This window comes from Pseudoxanthomonas jiangsuensis (assembly GCF_010093185.1).
GTDB classification, from domain to species: domain Bacteria; phylum Pseudomonadota; class Gammaproteobacteria; order Xanthomonadales; family Xanthomonadaceae; genus Pseudoxanthomonas; species Pseudoxanthomonas jiangsuensis.
The window spans coordinates 109655-125503 of sequence record NZ_PDWL01000005.1 but is presented as its reverse complement, the minus strand read 5'-3'; the positions used below and the strand labels follow the sequence as shown (position 1 = coordinate 125503).

15 protein-coding genes are annotated in these 15849 nt (G+C 71.9%); 5 read left to right on the top strand and 10 right to left on the bottom strand.

Going from position 1 to position 15849, the window contains the following annotated elements; all coding sequences use genetic code 11:
* Positions 1-36: 36 nt before the first annotated feature.
* Both CSC62_RS04945 and tkt read left to right on the top strand, forming a co-directional pair.
* A complete protein-coding gene (locus CSC62_RS04945; RefSeq protein ID WP_162405059.1) occupies positions 37-1338 on the top strand; it encodes a dicarboxylate/amino acid:cation symporter in 1302 nt (433 codons plus the stop codon).
* 364 nt (positions 1339-1702) lie between these two features.
* The gene (gene tkt, locus CSC62_RS04940; protein WP_162405058.1) at positions 1703-3703 is read left to right on the top strand and encodes a transketolase; all 2001 of its coding nucleotides are present in this window, start codon (positions 1703-1705) and stop codon (positions 3701-3703) included.
* Between the two features lie 90 nt (positions 3704-3793).
* On the opposite strand, the gene CSC62_RS04935 is transcribed toward tkt, so the two are convergent.
* The 4 genes from CSC62_RS04935 to CSC62_RS04920 form a co-directional block, all read right to left on the bottom strand.
* A complete protein-coding gene (locus CSC62_RS04935) occupies positions 3794-4567 on the bottom strand; it encodes a M23 family metallopeptidase (protein ID WP_162405057.1) in 774 nt (257 codons plus the stop codon).
* Between the two features lie 34 nt (positions 4568-4601).
* Positions 4602-5612 (bottom strand): L,D-transpeptidase family protein, encoded by a 1011-nt coding sequence (locus tag CSC62_RS04930; protein ID WP_162405056.1) that lies wholly within the window; start codon positions 5610-5612, stop codon positions 4602-4604.
* 125 nt (positions 5613-5737) lie between these two features.
* The gene (locus CSC62_RS04925) at positions 5738-6052 is read right to left on the bottom strand and encodes a BolA family protein (protein ID WP_162405055.1); all 315 of its coding nucleotides are present in this window, start codon (positions 6050-6052) and stop codon (positions 5738-5740) included.
* Between the two features lie 196 nt (positions 6053-6248).
* A complete protein-coding gene (locus CSC62_RS04920) occupies positions 6249-8210 on the bottom strand; it encodes an acetyl-CoA hydrolase/transferase C-terminal domain-containing protein (RefSeq protein ID WP_162405054.1) in 1962 nt (653 codons plus the stop codon).
* Positions 8211-8315: 105 nt separating this feature from the next.
* Between CSC62_RS04920 and CSC62_RS04915 the strand changes: the two genes are divergently transcribed.
* The 3 genes from CSC62_RS04915 to CSC62_RS04905 are packed head-to-tail and all read left to right on the top strand — an operon-like array spanning position 8316 to position 10882.
* Positions 8316-8711: a BlaI/MecI/CopY family transcriptional regulator gene (locus CSC62_RS04915; RefSeq protein WP_162405053.1), complete on the top strand. Its 396-nt coding sequence runs from the start codon at positions 8316-8318 to the stop codon at positions 8709-8711.
* Positions 8701-10320 (top strand): TonB family protein, encoded by a 1620-nt coding sequence (locus tag CSC62_RS17995; protein WP_246194192.1) that lies wholly within the window; start codon positions 8701-8703, stop codon positions 10318-10320. Before CSC62_RS04915 ends, CSC62_RS17995 begins: the two co-directional genes overlap by 11 nt.
* Positions 10321-10348: 28 nt before the next feature.
* Positions 10349-10882 (top strand): energy transducer TonB, encoded by a 534-nt coding sequence (locus tag CSC62_RS04905; RefSeq protein WP_162405052.1) that lies wholly within the window; start codon positions 10349-10351, stop codon positions 10880-10882.
* A gap of 30 nt (positions 10883-10912) precedes the next feature.
* Here CSC62_RS04905 and CSC62_RS04900 read toward each other — a convergent pair whose 3' ends face one another.
* The 6 genes from CSC62_RS04900 to CSC62_RS04875 all read right to left on the bottom strand — a co-directional run bounded on the left by CSC62_RS04900 (position 10913) and on the right by CSC62_RS04875 (position 15848).
* Positions 10913-12196 (bottom strand): glucuronyl esterase domain-containing protein, encoded by a 1284-nt coding sequence (locus tag CSC62_RS04900; protein WP_162405051.1) that lies wholly within the window; start codon positions 12194-12196, stop codon positions 10913-10915.
* Between the two features lie 72 nt (positions 12197-12268).
* Complete coding sequence (locus CSC62_RS04895) at positions 12269-12826, bottom strand: flavin reductase family protein (protein WP_162405050.1); 558 nt, start codon at positions 12824-12826, stop codon at positions 12269-12271.
* A 92-nt stretch (positions 12827-12918) separates the two neighbouring features.
* Positions 12919-13533 (bottom strand): molybdenum ABC transporter ATP-binding protein, encoded by a 615-nt coding sequence (gene modC / locus CSC62_RS04890; protein ID WP_162405049.1) that lies wholly within the window; start codon positions 13531-13533, stop codon positions 12919-12921.
* 7 nt (positions 13534-13540) lie between these two features.
* Positions 13541-14236: a molybdate ABC transporter permease subunit gene (gene modB, locus CSC62_RS04885; RefSeq protein ID WP_162405048.1), complete on the bottom strand. Its 696-nt coding sequence runs from the start codon at positions 14234-14236 to the stop codon at positions 13541-13543.
* Positions 14237-14248: 12 nt separating this feature from the next.
* On the bottom strand, positions 14249-14980 hold the full coding sequence (gene modA, locus CSC62_RS04880) for a molybdate ABC transporter substrate-binding protein (RefSeq protein ID WP_246194200.1): 732 nt from the start codon (positions 14978-14980) through the stop codon (positions 14249-14251).
* A gap of 88 nt (positions 14981-15068) precedes the next feature.
* Positions 15069-15848, bottom strand: a complete 780-nt coding sequence (locus tag CSC62_RS04875) for a S1/P1 nuclease (RefSeq protein ID WP_246194190.1) — start codon at positions 15846-15848, stop codon at positions 15069-15071.
* Between the last annotated feature and the right edge of the window lies 1 nt (position 15849).

Sequence of the window (15849 nt, the reverse complement as noted above, 5' to 3'; positions counted from 1 at the left end):
TGCTAAGCTGCCGGCTGCCTCTTCCGGAATGCCCGCATGACCGCAGCCGCCCGCCGTTCCTGGCCGATGCCCTGGAAAATGGGACTGGGCTTCGGCCTGGGCCTGCTGCTGGGCCTGCTGGTGCACGTGGCGGTCGGCGCGGACGCCGGCTGGGTCAAGGCGTTCACCGACTACGTGACCACGCCGGCCTCGCGCCTGTTCCTCAATCTGATCTTCATGCTGATCGTGCCGTTGCTGTTCTCGGCGCTGGTGATGGGCATCGCCGAGATGGGCGACATCCGCGCCCTCGGCCGGATCGGCTGGAAGACCCTAGCCTACACCGTGATCCTGTCGGGCGTGGCGGTGCTGCTGGGACTGGTCCTGGTGAACCTGTTCAAGCCCGGCGCGGGCGTGGACCCGGCCCTGGCGCAGCAGCTGCTGGCGCAGAACGTGGAGCGCAGCCGCGAGATCGTGGCCAGCGTCGATTCGCAGCCGCGCGGCATGGACATGCTGCTGTCGATCGTGCCCAGCAACGTGGTCCACGCCGCCGCCGACAACGGCTCGATCCTGGCCCTGATGTTCTTCGCGGTGATGTTCGGGGTGGGCATGGTGCTCACGCCCGACGACAAGGTGGCCACGCTCAAGCGCGGGATCGAGGGCGTGTTCGAGATCTCGATGACCCTGATCGGGCTGGTGATCCGGCTGGCGCCGTACGCGGTGTTCTGCTTCATGTTCAACCTGGCGGCGATCTTCGGCTTCGACCTGCTTCTGCGGCTGGGCGCGTACGTGGGTGTGGTGGTGCTGGCGCTGGCCCTGCACATGTTCGTGACCTATTCGGTGGCGGTGCGGCTGGCGGGGCATTCGCCGCTGGCGTTCTTCCGCGGGATCCAGGAGGCGGCGGTGATGGCGTTCTCGACCGCGTCGAGCAATGCCACGCTGCCCACGGCCTTGCGGGTGGCCGACCGGTTGGGGCTGCCGCAGAAGGTGTCGCGCTTCGTGCTGACGGTCGGGGCGACGGCCAACCAGAACGGCACGGCGCTGTTCGAGGGCGTGACGGTGATCTTCCTGGCGCAGTTCTTCGGGGTCGACCTGAGCCTGGGCCAGCAATTCATGGTGATGCTGGTGTGCATCCTCGGCGGGATCGGCACGGCCGGGGTGCCATCGGGTTCCCTGCCGGTGGTGGCGCTGATCTGCGCGATGGTGGGGGTGGACCCGATCGGCATCGGCCTGATCCTGGGCGTGAACCATTTCCTCGACATGTGCCGGACCACGCTCAACGTGAGCGGCGACCTGACCCTGGCGACGATGGTGGCCAGCGGCGAGCCGGACGAGGGCAGGCCGGCGGTTCCGGCGGGGTGATGCGCCGTCGCGTCTTCTTGCGCGCTGTGGGTTCGGGATTTCTATGACCGTCGTCCCGGCGAACGCCGGGACCCAGCGCCTTGCTTCCCCGCTTCGCTGTGCTCCTGCAAGGGGAGCAAAGACACTGGGTCCCGGCGTTCGCCGGGACGACGGCACCTTCCGAAGTCAGCGCTTTGCGCTCCCGGCATCCGCTTCCGTTTCAGCGAAAACCGTGCGGAGAACGTTCCCTCGGCGGGAATTCCGCCCATACGCGTGCCAACGCGGATGTTTTTTGTCCGATCGGCAGGACAGGAGTGGACAAGGGGTGGGACAATGGGCGGCCCGCAGCGACGCGGGCGCCCTCGCAGACCAAGCCAACCCCGACATGACGACGCCGACCCGCCGACAGCTCGCCAACGCCATCCGATTCCTCGCCGCCGACGCGGTCGAAGCCGCCAAGTCCGGTCACCCGGGCATGCCCATGGGCATGGCCGACATCGCCGAAGTGCTGTGGAACGACTACCTGCGCCACAACCCGTCCAACCCGGACTGGTTCAACCGCGACCGCTTCGTGCTGTCCAACGGCCACGGCTCGATGCTGCACTACGCCCTGCTGCACCTGGCCGGCTACGACCTGCCGATCGAGGAGCTCAAGCGCTTCCGCCAGCTGCACAGCAAGACCGCCGGCCATCCCGAGCGCTACGAGACCCCGGGCGTGGAGACCACCACCGGCCCGCTGGGGCAGGGCTTCGCGAATGCCGTCGGCTTCGCCCTGGCCGAGAAGATCCTCGCCGGGCGCTTCAACCGGCCCGAGCTCGAGATCGTCGACCACCGCACCTGGGTGTTCATGGGCGACGGTTGCATGATGGAAGGCGTCTCGCACGAGGCCGCCTCGCTGGCCGGCACCTGGAAGCTGGGCAAGCTGACGGCGTTCTGGGACGACAACGGCATCTCGATCGACGGCGAAGTCCACGACTGGTTTACCGACGACACCCCGGCGCGCTTCGAGGCCTACGGCTGGCACGTGGTCCGCGGCGTCGACGGCCACGATCCGGAATCGATCAAGGCCGGCATCGACGCCGCACTGGCGGTCGAGGACCGGCCCAGCCTGATCTGCTGCAAGACCACCATCGGCTTCGGCGCCCCGCACAAGGCCGGCAAGGAAGAATCGCACGGCGCGCCGCTGGGCAAGGACGAGATCGAGGGCACCCGCACCGCGCTGGAATGGCCGTACGCGCCGTTCGAGGTGCCCGAGGAGATCTACGCCGGCTGGCGCGCCAACGGCACCGGCACCCTGCGCCAGGCCGAGTGGGAGCAGCTGTTCGACAAGTACGCCAAGCAGTATCCGCAGCAAGCCGCCGAGCTGACCCGCCGCTCACACGGCGAGCTGCCGGAGGATTTCCTCGCCAAGGCCGACGCCTACGTCGCCCAGGTCCAGGCCGAGGGCGCGACCATCGCCTCGCGCAAGGCCTCGCAGAACGCGATCACCGCCTTCGCCCCGCTGTTGCCGGAAATGATCGGCGGCTCGGCCGACCTGGCCCCGTCCAACCTGACCCAGTGGAAGGCCAGCACCTCGGTCACCGTGGCCAGCCCGGACGCCAACTACGTGCACTACGGCGTGCGCGAGTTCGGCATGAGCGCGATCGCGAATGGCCTCGCCCTGCACGGCGGCTTCCTGCCGTTCGACGCCACCTTCCTGGTGTTCAGCGACTACGCCCGCAACGCCCTGCGCATGAGCGCGCTGATCCCGGCGCACGTGATCCACGTCTACACCCACGACTCGATCGGCCTGGGCGAGGACGGTCCGACCCACCAGCCGGTCGAGCACCTGGCCGCGCTGCGCTACATCCCCAACAACGACGTCTGGCGCCCGTGCGACGCGGTCGAGTCGGCGGTGGCGTGGAAGGCGGCGATCGTGCGCAAGGACGGCCCGAGCGTGCTGGTGTTCAGCCGGCAGAACCTGCCGCACCAGGCGCGCACGGACGAGCAGCTGAAGCAAGTCGAGCGCGGCGGCTATGTCCTGGCCGACGCCGAGGGCGGCAGCCCCGACGTGATCCTGATCGGCACCGGCTCGGAAGTGTCGCTGGCGGTGGAGGCCAAGGCCGTGTTGGACGCCGCCGGACTCAAGACCCGGGTGGTGTCGATGCCCTCGACCGACGTGTTCGACCGCCAGGACGCGGCCTACCGCGAGTCGGTCTTGCCGAAGGCGGTGCGCAGGCGGGTGGCGGTGGAGGCCGGCATCACCGACTTCTGGCGCAAGTACGTCGGCCTGGACGGCGCGGTGGTCGGCCTGGACCGCTTCGGCGCCTCGGCCCCGGCCGGCGAGCTGTACAAGTACTTCGGCATCACCACCGACAAGGTGGTCGAGGCGGCCAAGGCGTTGTGATGGTGGTCCTCCGGCTGCGGCCGGAGAGTGCGATCGTGGAAAGGGGACGTATTGCGTCCCCTTTTCGTATCGGCAGGGCAATGAAGCCGGTTACGGCAGCGGCGCTTCCCCGCGCAGTACCGGATAGGGATTGACCGCGGTGCCTTCCCACCAGCGCCGTTCGGGCCCGAGCACGAAGATGGCGAAGTGCAGGTGCGGCGCGTCCGGACTGGCGTTGCCGGTGGCGCCGACGTAGCCGATCACCTGGCCGCGGCGCACCGGCTGGCCTTCGGCCAGGCCGTCGGCGTAGCGCTGCAGGTGGGCGTAGTAGTAGGCCAGCCGCCCGCTCGGCTCGAACTGGTAGATGGTCAGGCCGCCGCGTTCGCTGTCGAACAGCTTCTCGACGTGGCCGTCGGCCACGGCCAGCACCGGCGTGCCGGCGGCGGCCATGATGTCGATGGCGTCGTGGCGCCGGCTTTCGCTGCGGGCATCGCTGAAGGTGTCGTGCAGCTGTTCGGGCCGCACGCCCTGGACCGGGAGCAGCAGCGTTGGCGGACCGCCTGCGGTCGATGCCGGCAAGGGGAGGGAGGCTCGCGCGGGACCGGTCGCAGGGTTCGCCGGGGGTGCGGGCGAGGTGGCGGCATGTGGGTCGCCGGCGTTGGCCGGCGGGGCAGGAACGGACCGCGAATCTGCGGATGGCGCGTTGGCGCCGGGCATAGTCGCCAGTGGTGCGGGTGCCGATGCGCGTACCGCATCTCCGCCGGACGGTGCCTGGACACTCGGCGCCACCTCGACCAGCGCTCCGGCCCCGGGACCACCGGCGAAGAACACCAGCGCGCCAAGTGCGACCAGAACGCACAGCAGAAGGGCCAGCAGCAGCTTCATCGCACACCTCCGGTGCGTGGCGGCGGGCGGTGGATCATTCTTGCAGGGTCACCGGCACGCTGGCATCCACCGCCTGCGCCACCGCCTCGGCGTCCCAGTTGGTCAGGCGGATGCAGCCGTGTGACTGCTGCTTGCCGACGCTGCGCGGCTCGGGTGTGCCGTGGATGCCGTAATGCGGCTTGGACAGGTCGATCCAGACCGTGCCGACCGGGTTGTTCGGGCCGGGCGCCAGCTTGGCCTTGCCGTGCGCCGGATCGGCGTCCCAGAACAGGTCGGGGTTGTAGTGGAAGGTCGGATCTTGGACCACGGCGGTGATCTTCCACTCGCCGATCGGCAAGGGGTCGTGCTCGCTGCCGGTGGAGGCGGGGAACTGGGCGATCGCGCGGCCCTCGCCGTCGAGCAGGCGCAGCACCGACTCGCTGCGGTCCACGACCAGCCGCGCGGGCTTGGGCAATGGTGCCTGGGACACGGCGGAGCCGACCGCAGGCATCTTGAGCACGGTTCCCGCCTTGGCGCCATCCAGGCCGGGATTGAGTCGACGCAGCAGCTCGGGGCTGGTGTGGAAGCGTTCGCCCAGCGCCTCGGCCAGGTCGGCATGGCCGAGTGCCGGCAGTTTGGCCTTTTGCATGATGTCGTCGGGCAGCCGCGCATACGGGCCGGCGAGATCCTCGGCGGTCAGGGTGTAGTCCGCCAGCACCGGCGCGGTATCGCGCTCCAGCGCCTCCCAGGTCGCGGCGTCGGCCTCGCCGCTCGCGGTCAGGCCGTGGGCGGCCTGGAAGCCGCGCAGGGCGCGGGCCTGGTTGGAGCCCGCGCGGGCGTCGATCTCGCCGGGACCGAAGCGCGCGCGGTCCAGCAGTACCTGCAGCCTCAACAAGGCCGCCTCGCCTTCGCGCTGGTCGCGCTGTTCCGCAGCGGTGGCGAGATCGGTGGGCGCCGCAGTGTCGGCCGCGTTGCCGGTGGCGGGCGCGGCCAGCGCCGGCAGGCAGCCGCTGCCGGCCAGTGCGGTGGCGAGGGCGAGGGCGGAAAAACGGATGCGGGCGGTCATCGGTGGCTTCCTGTAGGGATGCCACCAAGCTGCGTAGCTGGGTGCGGAGGGGGCGTGAAGCCGCGCGGCGCGGCGTTAAGCCATGTGCAGGCGGCGTGGTGGTTGCGCCGCTATGGGCCGTCGGCTCAGTGCGCGCCCAGGTCGTGCTTGCTGCCGCCGCGACAGCGCGGGGAATCAGGCACGCTGGCGTCGGCCTCCCATTCGGCCGGGGTGTAGGTGTGCAGGCCGAGGGCGTGGATCTGGCCCATCAGCCCGCCGAGCGCGGCGTAGGCCGCCTGATGGCGCTGGATCGCGCGCTTGCCTTCGAAGGCGTCGCTGACGATCACCGCCTTGTAGTGGGTCTCCAGGCCGCGGCTGTGCAGGTGGCTCTCGTCAAGCACCTCCAGGTGCTGCGGCTGCAGGGCGGCCAGGGCCTGGCGGATCTGATCGGCGCGGGTCATGGATGGGTTCCGGGAAGGCAGGCGGGTCCGTCCAAGATGGCGTCGCGGGGGCGAGGCTTCAAGCCTGGCGATGGGCTCGCCATCGTGCCTCTCCTGTAGGAGCCGGTCTTGCCGGCGACCGTGGAGGCGGACGGATCATTGGCAATCGGCTTCACGCACACGCATCCGCCATGGCGGTCGCCGGCAAGACCGGCTCCTACAGGGACTGGCGTGCGGTGCGGGCCAGGGCCAGCCGCAAAAGGCGGGCCTGCAGCCGGTCGCCGAGGCCGCGCGGCGACTGCAGGTCCATCCGCGCCATCGCCGGCAGGTCCTCGGCCAGGCTGCCGCCGCGCGCGGCCAGCGCCTGCAGCACGGTGCGCAGCTTGCCGCGGGGCGTGGCGGTGCGTTCCTGCAGCCAGGCCAGCGCCTTGACCAGGCGTTGCTCGGCCTCGGTGAAGTCGCTGCCCAGCGGATAGTCGGGCAGGGTGCCGTCGGCGCGGAAGCGCGCCAGCGCCTGACGCAGGCGCGAGGGCGTGTTGCGCCGCCATTCCGCGGGCGCGGCGAAGTCCGCGCGCAGCTTGCGCGCCGATTTCGCCTGGTCCAGCAGCGCCGGGCCGAAGCGCGCGTCGGTGATCGCGGCCATCGCCACTACGCAGTCCTCGTCGCAGGCGTGGCGCAGGTCGGCGATGCCGTATTCGCTGACGTACAGGTCGCGCAGGTGGCGCGGGATGGTGGCGTGGCTGTAGTTCCAGCGCAGGTTCGATTCCTCGCGGCCGCCGGCCCGCCGCACCGCGCGCAGCATCAGCGCCGAGCGCGCGCCGGGCAGGGCGTGGGCCATGGCCACGAAGTTGTACTGGCCGCCGACCCCGGACACCACCCGCCCGTCCTCCAGCGCGTCGGACACCGCCGCGCCCAGCGCGGTGGCCATCATGCAGCTGTTGAAGAAGCGCGCGTCGCGGCGCTGCAGCCGCTCCAGGCCTTCGTCGCCGCCGTACAGCTGGTTGACCTCGCGGATGCGGCGCATGCCGATCGCGCGGCGCTGGTCGTCGGGCAGCTCGCGCAGCCAGGCGTAGAACGCCGGCGAGCCGAGGTAGAAGGCGCCGTGCAGGTATTCGCCGTCGCGCTCCAGCCGGGCCTGGTCGCCGAGGTTGGCGGTGCCCTCGTCCAGGCGCCGCATCAGCGCCGCGTCGTCCAGCACCTTGCGCCGGATCACTCCGGCTTCGACCAGGCGCTTGAAGCCCTCGTTGAGCATCTCGCTGCAGCCGTACAGGCCGGTCGCGAACGGGTCCAGGTCGCCGCTGGCCAGCACCGCCGGATGCGACTCCAGCCGCGGATCCAGCGCCGCCAGCACCTCGCGGTAGCGGGCGTTGTCGGTGTGGCGCAGCGCCAGCGCATGGCACAGCGCGTCGGCCAGCGCGCCGATGCCGATCTGCAGGGTGCCGCCGTCGCGCACCAACGCGCTGGCATACAGGCCGATGGCGTAATCGGCGTCGGTCACCGGCTGCCGCGGCAGTCCGAACAGCGGCGGGTGCGGCCCCGGCGGTTCGATCACCACGTCGAAGAAGCCGTCCGGCGCCAGCGCGCTGCCGCCCAGCCACGGCAGCTGCGGATCGATTTCGGCCACCATCAGCGGCCGCGGCTTGCCCGCGGCCAGGTGCGCGTCCACCGTGTCCTGGGTGAGGTCGTTGTTGCACGAGAACGACAGCCGTTGGCCGCCGGGCTCGCGCGCCACCTTCTGCACGATCAGGTCCACCCCGCGCTGGGCCAGGGCCGCGGCGACGTGGGTGTAGTTGAGGCTGACGTAGCGCCTTTGTGCCTGGGCCGAGCCGAGCAGGGCGCCGGACTGCAGGTAGAACTCCTCGACCTCCACGTGCGCTGGCAGCGCGTCGCGCTTCATCGCCTGGACGTAGGCCAGGCGCGGGAAGTCGCCGAAGTGGCGCTGCAGGAACGGGCCTAGGAAGCGCGCCTGCAGGCCCTTGCCCGGAACCGGCGGATCCAGCGACAGGGCGGTGTACAGGTACAGGGGGCGCGAGGGATCGCCTTCGATCCGTGCGTACAACGCATTGAGCAGGCGGTGCGGCTTGCCCAGGCCCAGTGGCGCGGCGACGCGCAGGCCGGGCGGCAGCCGCGCCAGAAGGTGATCCAGCGCGGCGTCGATCTCGGTGAAGTGCAGGCTCATGCCTGCAGCTTAGGACAGGCACCGCGAACGGCCGGTGGCGGGGCTTGACAGGGCAAAAGTTTACGCATGTAATCAGTAAAAATTACAAGCGTAAACGGAGGCGCCATGGATACCGTTCCGATCAGCGAGGCCGAGGCCACGGTCATGGAGGTGTTGTGGCGAGGCAGCCCGCGCAGCGCCGAGGAGGTGATCGCCGCACTGGCGGCCGATACCGGCTGGGCCGAGCCGACCGTCAAGACCCTGCTCAACCGCCTGCTCAACAAGGGCGCGATCAGCGCCGAGAAGGACGGTCGCCGCTACCTCTATTCGCCGGTGCTGCGGCGCGAGGCCTGGGTCCAGCAGCAGAGCGAGGGCCTGCTCGCGCGCCTGTTCGGCGGCCGGGTGGCGCCGCTGGTGGCGCACTTCAGCGAGCGCGGCAAGCTCGGTGCGGCCGACATCGCCGAGCTCAAGCGGCTGGTGCGCGAACTCGACGACGGCGAGGAGCCCGGCCATGAACGCTGAACTGGCCGCGGTGCTGGTCGAAACCACGATCGCCTCGGGTGCGGCACTGCTGCTGGTGCTGGCCCTGCGCCGGCCGGTGCGCGCGGTGCTGGGCGCCAGCGCCGCGTATGCGCTGTGGCTGTGCGTGCCGGTGGCGTTGCTTGCGGTGCTGCTGCCGCGCGGCACCGAAGCGCCGCTGGCGCTGCCCGCAGCCTGGCAGATGGCGCCGGCGGTGGTGGTCGCCGCGACCCCGCAGGCGCAGGCCGGCTGGGACTGGCCGCAGGTGCTGGTGCCGCTCTGGCTGATCGGCGCGGTTGCGTCGCTCGTGGTGCTGGGCGGGCAGCAGCGGCGCTTCCGCCGCGGCCTCGGTACCCTGCGCCGCCGCGACGACGGCCTGTACCAGGCGGCCATCGCCACCTCCGGCCTGCCGGCGGTGACCGGCCTGTGGCGTCCGCGGATCCTGCTGCCGGCCGACTTCGAGCGACGCTATACCGAACAGGAGCGCGCGCTGGTGATCGCCCACGAGCGCCTGCACGTGCGCCGCGGCGACCTGGTCGCCAATGCCTTCGCCGCGCTGCTGTGCTGCCTGTTCTGGTTCAACCCTTGTCTGCACTTCGGTCTGCGCCGCTTCCGCCTGGACCAGGAACTGGCCTGCGACGAGCGGGTGATCGCGGGCCATCCCCGCGCGCGCCGCAGCTACGGCGAAGCCATGCTCAAGACCCAGTTCGACCCTTCGCCCCTGCCGCTGGGTTGCCACTGGCAGGCACGCCATCCGCTCAAGGAGCGCATCGACATGCTCAAGCGTCCCACGCCTTCTCCTTTGCATTGGACCCTCGCCATGCTCCTCGCCACCGGGCTCAGTGCCGGCGCCGGGTACGCGGCCTGGGCGGCGCAGCCGGCCAGCCTTCCGGACGCTGTGGACGCGCAGCAGGACGGCCTTTTCCTGCTGGCCCGGCAGAACAGCTACGGCGGCATCGACGGCCAGGGCGTGCTTAACCAGTGGGTGAAGGCGGGCGAGGACGCCGTGTCGATCAGCGGTGCCGGCGAGGATCGCTGGAAGAGCACCGCCACCGTGGCCGCGGGCGCGCAACCGGGCACGCTGGTGGTGCGGATGCGGATCGAACGCGGCGATCCCGGCACCGTCGTCGCCGAGCCGGTGCTGGTGGTGCGCGAAGGCGAAACGGCGGCGGTCGAGCAGAGCGATGCTTCGGGCAAGGTCGTCTACCGGTCGCAGTTGATGGTGCTGCCGCTGGCGGGCTCGCGCGAGGCGACCGAAGCGCGTATGCGCCAACTGCAGGAGGAGTCAGGTAGTGTCGATCCCGCCGAGCCGGTGTGGTCGTCGCGGCTGCCGCCCCCCGTGTATCCGGCGGAGGCGGCGCGCCAGGGGATCGGCGGCAGCGTCATGCTGCTGGTGACCGTGGGTGCCGATGGCGGCGTGCTCGACGTGCAGGTCGAAAGCGCCACCCCCCCGGGCGTATTCGATGCGGTGGCGGTGGCGGCGGCCCGCCAGTGGAAGTTCCAGCCGGGCAGGCGCGACGGCAAGCCGGTGGAGGGGCGCATCCGGGTGCCGATCACCTTCGAGGCCGACGTGCCGGAAGACGGCCCGGATGCCGGCGCCATGAAGGGCTGAGCGGATGGGGCGGGGAACGGATGCGGCCGTGCGCGGTTCGATGGCGATGGCGGCCTGCGCGGCCCTGGCGCTGTCGGCCTGCGCCACCCGCACCGCCGAAGTGGAGCAGCGGCTGATCCTGCCCGAGGGCCAGGCGCGCTACGAGATGGCGGCCCACCAAGCCTTCGTGTTTCCGCGCGCATTGGCCCAGACGACGCCGGCGTTCCCGCAGGACGGCCTGCCCAGGGCCCTGCCGCCGACCACGGTGTGCGCTTCGCTGGTGGTGGATGCCGACGGCGGCGTCGAGGCGGTGAAGCCTTTGCGCGATCCCGGCTGCAGCGACCCGGAGGCGCAGCCGCGGCTGGCCGCGGCGATGCTGGAGGCGGTGTCGTCCTGGCGTTTCGTGCCGGCGATGTTCTGCATCTACCCGGACGCGGCCACCCGCGACCGCGACTGGAACGGCGACGGCTGTGCCGGCGCGGTGGCCGAGGCCCGGCCGGTCGCGGTGACGCTGGCCTATGCCTTTACCTTCGAGGTGCGGAACGGGCGGGCGCAGGTGGGGGCGGCGCGGCTGCGGCATTGACCGCGGCACACGCGCTCCGCCTTCGGGGCGTCACCGCAGGACCGGCGTATCCCAGTCCCTGTGATCCTCCAGCCGGACCGGGGCCGGGTCGGCGGCGATGATCGGCAGGTCGTCGGCGTCGGCCTGGCGCAAGTGCCGGCGGATGGCGTCGAGCGCCGGCGCGTTCCATTCGGCACGCCATGCGCAGTGCGCTGGATCGGCGACCGCGGCGTGGTAGCCGAGGTTGCCGGCGACGCCGAGCGCCCGGTAGATCTCGGCGCCCGCCAGCGCGCCGAGATGGCCGGCGCGCGCGCCGAGCCAGTCGATGTGCGGGTTGTCCAGGACGAGCAGGCCGCGTGGGGCGACCAGGCCCAGGACCTGGTGTTGGTCGGTCGCCAGGGTGTCGACCGCGTCGGCGAAGTCGCCGAACGCATCGCCCAGCCAGGGCTGCTCGCCGTAGGCGCTCCGCGCAGGCTGGGCGCCGGTGCCGGCCAGCCCGCGCCAGACCGGCACGCCGCCGGATCCGGATTCGATCGGGATGGTCAGCGCGATCCGCTGGTCGAACGCGCCGGCCGCGAGCGCGCCCTTGCCGAACCGCGAGCAGCCGGCCACCGCCACCGCATCGGCGCGCAGCAGGCGCTGGTCGGACTGGGCGATGACGTCGAGCAGGCGGCTGACGCCCCAGGCCCACGCCATCAGCGTGCCGGTGGATCGCACCTGCTCGCCGTAAAGGTCGAAGAACGCACCTTGCCTGGCGCGCCCGCTGCCGGTCTCGGCGCCGACCTGGGTCGGCAGGTAGTCGATCCACGCCACGCCCTCGCCCGCCAGCAGCCGCGGATCGATGCCGCCGATCCCGCCCACCACCACGACCGCCGGGTAGGGCCCGGGGCCGTCGGGCAGGTGCAGCCTGGCGCTGAAGGTTTCCTGCCTGCCGCCGTAGGTCACGGTCACGTCGATGCGGTCGGGGTGGACGCTGCCGGTCACGCTGTCCGGCGCCGGCCCCTTCCAGCCGTACACCTGCCGCTCCAGCGCCCGCAGCGTCTGCTGGCGCTGGCAGCGCCACTGCCCGCGGGTGGCGATCCGGGTGCCGTCGGGTACGGCGAACGGATCCGGCAGGTTCGCCTGCGCCTCAGCGAAGGGAGGCGTGTCGGCGCAGCCGGCGCCGTCGTTCTCGTGGATGGAGGTGTAAGGCGTCCCTGGTGTTTCCAGGCCTTGATCGCCGGTCGCTGCAGCTACGTGCGGGAGGGTGCCGGTGGCTGCCAGGACCAGCAGCCATGGCAGGCGTGGATGCCTGCGCTGGCCATTGCCGGTAGCCGGTTTCGATGTGCCTGCCATCACGGGGTCCATGACGCGATCATGCCAGCGATGGCGACCTACGCCCACCGGGCGAGCCGGCGGACGCCATGATCACTCCTCCAGCATGTCCGGGCGGAACAGCTGCCGCCGCGACACCTCCCTGCCGGCGACCATGAAGCGGCCCTGGCCGCGGTAGTGCAGCGTACGCGGATAACGGGGCGAAGCCGCCGCATGCGCCCGCACCACCCGCCAGACGAACAGGGGATAGTCGGCGGTGATCCGGGTCTCGTGCAGGCGGCATTCGAAGCCGGCGTGGCATTCCCCGACCAGCGGCGCGTCCACTTCGCGTGCCGGCACCGCGGTCAGGCCGAAGCGCTCGAACTTGTCCACCTGCGCGCTGCTGCAGTTGCCGATCCCGACCACGCTGTCCAGCAAAGGCTCGGTCGGCAGGTTGATCGTGCACTGCCGGCTTTTCCGCGCCAGGGCGTGGCTGTGGTTGGCTTCCCAGATGTAGGTGCCGACCAGGTCGTAGCCGAGCATCATGTGCCAGCCGCAGGTCATCACCGCGCGCTGGCCCTTCCACGCGGTGGCGATCAGGACCACCGGCCCCGGTTCGAGGAAATGGCGGATCCGGTCGACGGGGAACGCGCGCTTGCGCGGCATGGCCATGGTGCACCTCCTGGCGGAATGGCGCAGCGTGCGCGGACGCGGCGCAACGCCGCGTCGACGGCCGGACATCGGCGGGCACGGGCGCGCCCGGATCAGTCCAGCACGTGGATGGCGTCGGCCAGGCGCCGCACCTCGTCCGGATGGTGGCTGACGTAGAGCATCGGCAGGCGCACCTCGTCGCGGACCTTCTGCAGCCATGGGATCAGTTCCTCCCGGCGGGCCTGGTCCAAAGCCGACAGCGGCTCGTCGAACAGCAGCAGGGCCGGCTGCGACAGCAGGGCACGGCCGATCGCCACCCTTTGGGCCTCGCCGCCGGAGAGGTTGGAGGTGCGTCGCTGGAGCAGGTGGCCGATGCCCAGCAGCTCGACCACCGCGTCGAAGCCGAAGGCCGCCGCGCCGGCGCCATGGCGGCCGTAGCCCAGGTTGCGGCGCACGTCCAGGTGCGGGAACAGGCGCGCGTCCTGGAACACGTAGCCGATCCGGCGGCGGTGGGTGGGCAGGTCGATGCCGCGCGCCTGGTCGTACAGCACCCGGCCGTCGATCTCGATCCGGCCGCCGCGCGGGCGCACCAGCCCGGCGATGGCGTTGAGCACGGTGGTCTTGCCGGCGCCCGAGGGCCCGGTCAGGGCGACCACGCGTGCCTGTTCCTCGATCCGTACGTGGCGCCGGAAACGGCCGCGCTGCAGGTGCAGGTCCAGGTTCAGCACCGGCCGTTCACTCCTCGTCGCCGCGCTGGCGCCGCACCAGCCATTCGGAGGCCAGCAGGGCGGCCAGCGAGATCGCCAGCGCTACCGCCGCCAGCCGCCAGATCCCGGCCTCGGCGCCGGGCACCTGGAGCAGGCCGTAGATCGCCGCCGACAGGGTCTGGGTCTCGCCGGGGATGGCCGAAACGAAGGTGATGGTGGCGCCGAACTCGCCCAGGGCCTTGGCGAAGGCCAGGGCCGCGCCGGCCACCAGCCCGGGCCAGGCCAGCGGCAGGGTCACGGTCAGGAACACCCGCCACGGCGCGGCGCCGAGGGTGGCCGCGGCCTGCTCGAGCCTGCGGTCCACGTTCTCGATCGACAGCCGGATCGCGCGCACCATCAGCGGGAAGCCCATCACCGCGCAGGCCAGCGCCGCGCCGGTCCAGCGGAATGCCAGGGTGATGCCGAACGCCTCGTGCAGCCATTGCCCCAGGGGGCCGCGGCGGCCGAACAGCACCAGCAGCGCATAGCCCATCACCACCGGCGGCAGCACCAGCGGCAGGTGCACCAGCGCGTCCAGCAGCGACTTGCCGGGAAAGCGGCCGCGCGCCAGCAGCCAGGCCACCGCCACCCCGGGCGGCAGGCTGGCGAGCGCGGCCACCGCGGCCACCTTCACGCTCAGGGCGATGGCGGTGGCTTCTTCCGGGGTGAACCAGGCCGCGGGCAAGGATGCGGCCCCTCAGTCGTCCAGCGGATCGAAGCCGCGGCGCTGGAAGATCGCGCGCGCCGGCGGCGAGGACAGCCAGCGCACGAACTCGCGCGCCGGCGCGGACGCCGGCGCCAGCGCCGCGGCCGGGTAGACGATCGGCGGGTGGCTGTCGGCCGGGAAGGTGGCCACCACCTTCACCTTCGGCTCGGCCCTGGCGTCGGAGGCGTAGACGATGCCCAGCGGGGCCTCGCCGCGCGCGACCAGCATCAGCGCCGCGCGCACGCTGTCCGATTCGGCCAGGCGCGCGCTCACTTCCGGCCACTGGCCCAGCTTCTCCATCGCGGCGCGGGCGTACTTGCCCGCCGGCACGCTGGCGACCTGGCCCACCGCCAGGCGGCCGTCTCCCAACGCGGCGGCAATGCTGCCGGGCTTGGCCAGGTCGACCCGGGCGACGCCGTCCTGCGGCGCGACCAGCACCAGGCGGTTGCCGAGCAGGTTGTGGCGGCTGCCGGCATCGACCCTGCCGCGCTCCTGCAGGTAGTCCAGCCAGTCCAGGTCGGCGGACACCAACACCTGCGCCGGCGCGCCCTGTTCGATCTGGCGGGCCAGCGCCGAGCTGGCGGCGTAGGACACCCGCACCGGAACCCCGGTGGCCTGCTCGTAGGCCGCGGAGGCCTCGTCCAGCGATTCCTTGAGGCTGGCGGCGGCGAACACGGTCAGCGGTTCGGCCGCGTGCGCGGCCGGCGACAGCAGGGCCGCCAGCGCGAATGCTGCGGTGGCGGCAAGGCGCAGCAGCGAATATGCATGAGCGGACACGTCGGCGTTCTCCTCCGAAGACAAGGGCGGACTTTCAGTGCGCGGCAAGGACGGCATTGAGCAGCGCGGCCAGGCGCGCGCCGGCCAGGCGCAGCTGCCGCTCCCCGGTCGGCAGGTGCGCCTGCACGTAGGCGGCGTCGATCACGTGGCCCGGCGGATAGACGCCCGGGGCCAGCGCCAGCCGGCAAGACTGTTCGACCCAGGGGAGCGCGGCGTCCGTCGCCCGCGGCGACAGCACGGCGGCATCCGGCGCCGGCAGCGCGCGCAGCCGCGCCAGCCAGGCGTCCTCGCCCAGGCGGGCGCTGTTGAGCAGGCCGCTGTCCCACAGCGAGTGCAGGTTGCTGCCCTTGCCGGCGTGGTTGACCTGGTAGCGGTTGCCGCCGCGGTCCTTGCCGTAGCCGGCGTGCAGCGGCTGGTGGGCGTCGCCGACCAGGTGGACCACGAACTTCAGCGCCTGGGCGCGTTCGGCATCGCTGCGGCCGCGGTCGGCCAGGATCCGGACCTGGGCGTCGAGCGCGGCGACGATGCAGTCGCCGCCGGGGCAGTCGCGCGTGGCCTGGTAACGGCAGCCGGACTCGCCGATGTTGACGTAGTGCCAGGGCGCGCTGCGGCGTCCCAGGTCGGGGTCTTCGGCACGCAGGTCGTCGGCCCAGCTGGCGATCCCGGCCAGGGTCGGTTCGGCTTCGCCACGCAGGAGGCGGGCGGTTTCGGCGCGCGCCTGCGGATCCAGGCCGTCCTCGGCCAGGCGCGCGACCAGGCGGTGGCCGAGCGGGCCCCAGGCCTGCGCCGGCAGGGCGATGGCGAGCGCAAGCACG

Coding starts and splice junctions, on each gene's coding strand:
- CSC62_RS04900 (WP_162405051.1), bottom strand. CDS start 12,196: ATGGCAGGCACATCGAAACCGGCTACCGGCAATGGCCAGCGCAGGCAT.
- CSC62_RS04915 (WP_162405053.1), top strand. CDS start 8,316: ATGGATACCGTTCCGATCAGCGAGGCCGAGGCCACGGTCATGGAGGTG.
- CSC62_RS04920 (WP_162405054.1), bottom strand. CDS start 8,210: ATGAGCCTGCACTTCACCGAGATCGACGCCGCGCTGGATCACCTTCTG.
- CSC62_RS04930 (WP_162405056.1), bottom strand. CDS start 5,612: ATGACCGCCCGCATCCGTTTTTCCGCCCTCGCCCTCGCCACCGCACTG.
- CSC62_RS17995 (WP_246194192.1), top strand. CDS start 8,701: ATGAACGCTGAACTGGCCGCGGTGCTGGTCGAAACCACGATCGCCTCG.
- CSC62_RS04925 (WP_162405055.1), bottom strand. CDS start 6,052: ATGACCCGCGCCGATCAGATCCGCCAGGCCCTGGCCGCCCTGCAGCCG.
- CSC62_RS04935 (WP_162405057.1), bottom strand. CDS start 4,567: ATGAAGCTGCTGCTGGCCCTTCTGCTGTGCGTTCTGGTCGCACTTGGC.
- tkt (WP_162405058.1), top strand. CDS start 1,703: ATGACGACGCCGACCCGCCGACAGCTCGCCAACGCCATCCGATTCCTC.
- CSC62_RS04945 (WP_162405059.1), top strand. CDS start 37: ATGACCGCAGCCGCCCGCCGTTCCTGGCCGATGCCCTGGAAAATGGGA.
- CSC62_RS04895 (WP_162405050.1), bottom strand. CDS start 12,826: ATGGCCATGCCGCGCAAGCGCGCGTTCCCCGTCGACCGGATCCGCCAT.